Below are 2,855 nucleotides of genomic sequence, written 5' to 3'. Positions count from 1 at the left end.
CTTTTTTGTGTTTAATGAAATAAGCTTGTTATTAATGGCTCAAGAAATCCATTGATAACAAGCTTATTTGTTTAAAGGTAAGCGTATTTATATAAATGAGGCCCTAGACACATTTGTAATTTCACAAATTTGATTTACAGTCATATCTCCCTCTTTATAAAGCTTTACTGCATAATTCATTCCTGCATGATTTTTATGGTACTTCTTTAACCGACCTTTAAACTTTCCTTCTTTCTTAGCCAGTTCAATTCCTTCACGCTGCCGCATACGGATAAGATCACGTTCTAATTGGTTTACACCCGCCATAACCGTAATTAAGAATTGGCTGTAGGGATTATCTTCTGATAAATCTAGCCATGTATCTTTTAAGGATTTTAAATTTGCCTTTTTACTCCGTATGTTATCGATTAATTCAAATAAATCTTGTGTACTACGAGTAATCCGAGTTAAGTCCGTAACATAAATGATGTCACCTTCTTGTATATCCTCTAACATTTTTTGAAGTTGCTCACGATCTTTTGTTGCTCCGGAAACTTTTTTTTCAAAAATAATATCCATTCCGATTTCGTTCAGTTGCTGAAATTGCCTTGAAGGATTCTGGCTAGTTGAACTGACGCGTATATAACCGATTTTCCGCAAAATATCACCTCATTTTTGAGACAAGTCTTATGAGATGCTCTTAACTATGATTTTATCAGTCTCCTACACTCTATTGATATATAATTGAACTAATTAACTGAATAATTACAGAAATGAGATGATACTGTATGATAATGGCTTTAATTCGTGAATAGCAAAGAAGCTACCACATGTTAAATTGAAGTGAACCTAAATAGTGGTACATGAAAAAAGTTTGAAGAAAAAAGTTCATTGTAACAGGCTATTTGTTTCATTTATCCCGCTATTTGCGGGCAATAAAACTCCCACCTCAAAATTCAGCTGGAGCAAAGAAGTTAGGTGGGAGTTTGGCTGCCTGTAAACGCCCGATTGGTGAAGGCTAATAATCAGTAGGGGATCAACACCCCCCACTGATTAAAGTTTCACTTTATTTGTTTTAAATAGTTATCTGGTGAAAGTGGTGGAGTTAAAAAGATAATAGCGCGTGTTCTTTTTTTCTGAATCTGGCTTTTGAAGAGCGGCGATAATTTCAAAATATAGTTCTTGAAAATCTTATGTATTACTTTCGCATATAACATTTTGGATAAAGATGTGTGGATTAATGTTTAGACTCTATAATCTTTTTTATAGTTTGGATAGTTTGTTACACGAAATTCCCAAGAAAATTTTCGGGCGGGAAGATCAGTTATGAGTAGTAATATTGGAACTGCTCTTGTACATAGTGTTCAGCTTCTTTATAAGTTCTACTTGTTTCCTCTAGTAGTTGGATAAGAATCTTTTTTTGTAGCCTTATAAATAAGATAACTAAAGTATAGTTGGCCACTGGTTGCTATTTGAACAGCATATTTGTCTTTATTATCACGTTGATATAAATAAGTTGGAGGAAGAATGGGTTCATCGGGAATAAATGTAGGTAGTTATATACTCTATTTGTAATTTGGTTGGAAATAATGAAACTATATGCTTTGTTAGCGATGCTATTTGCCCTTCTAACGGAAAAACTTATAGATATAGGGTACAACTCTTTAAATTTTATAATTTTGTAGCTTTTATATAGAAGATAAGTGTAAGTGAAAAATTATAGTGTGATTACTTAAATGCAAGGAAGTAGTGGTGTATAATAAGAGAATAGAACATTCGTTCTCGAATGGTGTAATAGACATGCTCAATCAATTGAGGCGCTTATTTTCTATTGGACATATGTGTTTAAAGAAGAGCTGCCATACTAGGTTCGGATTTCCAGTATAGCTTGTAACTTTACATGCTTTAGTGAAGTGGTTCTTCAGTAAAGTATATTTCAATTATTAATATTGGATTTATTGACACTCCCACTGCTAAAGGGGCAACCTGATTAACATCAGTGTGATTCTTGCTACCAAAGGCGAAGTCCATTTTTGGTATCGCTGACGTGCAAGATTGTAGTGTGCCATCACCACTCTCACTATAGACCGTATAGGTTCGCGAGCTACGCTGCTATGACCGTTTTGCATGTTCATATGTTTTAGCGTCTTTTTCTTGTCTATAGTTGGCGTGTATCAAAACAATAAGTGTTTTCTGTGAAAGTATCGTGAAATCTGTAAACGAACCAATTATTCTATCTCCAACTGGTTTTATGAAATAATCTACGAATGGTCCTTTACTCATCATAATTTTTAATATTAATTGAATCTAGTCTATAGTCGGTTCATTCTATTATGAATGGTTCAGGAGAGTGTGTGTACTGTTAGAAAGAGATATTGTAATTAAGATAAGGAGAGTAAATGAAGTTGCTAGAAAAGAATTTCTTGTGGAACCCAGTAATGTACGGGGAATAATCCTCTTGAAATAGAGAGGTTTGTTAGGGGAGATTAGTAGATAGAGGTAGATAATGATTGCTATTTAGTAAAATTTTTGTGGATTCTTATGTAACCTTTACTAATCGGGAATTTATGATCGTCAGGCTCACTACTAACTTCTTTGCTTCAGTCGAACTTTGAGGTGGGAGTCTTACTGTCCGCAAATAGCGGGATAAAATGGTGTGAACATATTAAATTAAATATCTTTATAAAAAGGTGTTGACGATTAGCTTATAGAGGTGTAATATAAAACAAGTCGCCGATAGCAACAACGCAGAAAGCGACAAAATAAATAAAAAAACTTGGTTGACATTGAAATATGAAAATGTTAACATAAGGGAGTCGCAAATGAGCGACAAACAAGTTCTTTGAAAACTGAACGAAACAAACAACGTGAACGTC

The 2,855-nt window shown here is 33.9% G+C and carries 1 protein-coding gene; it reads right to left on the bottom strand.

The genetic code is table 11. The annotated features are described in order from the left end of the window. Window positions 1-87: 87 nt before the first annotated feature. Entirely contained in the window at window positions 88-639 is a 552-nt protein-coding gene (locus AC0IXC_RS29010; protein ID WP_326997717.1) for a recombinase family protein, read from the bottom strand. Window positions 640-2,855: the final 2,216 nt, after the last annotated feature.

The organism is Bacillus sp. AC266, assembly GCF_979253805.1.
Note: the sequence above shows the minus strand (reverse complement) of the source record. Positions and strands in the feature narration are given on the sequence as shown.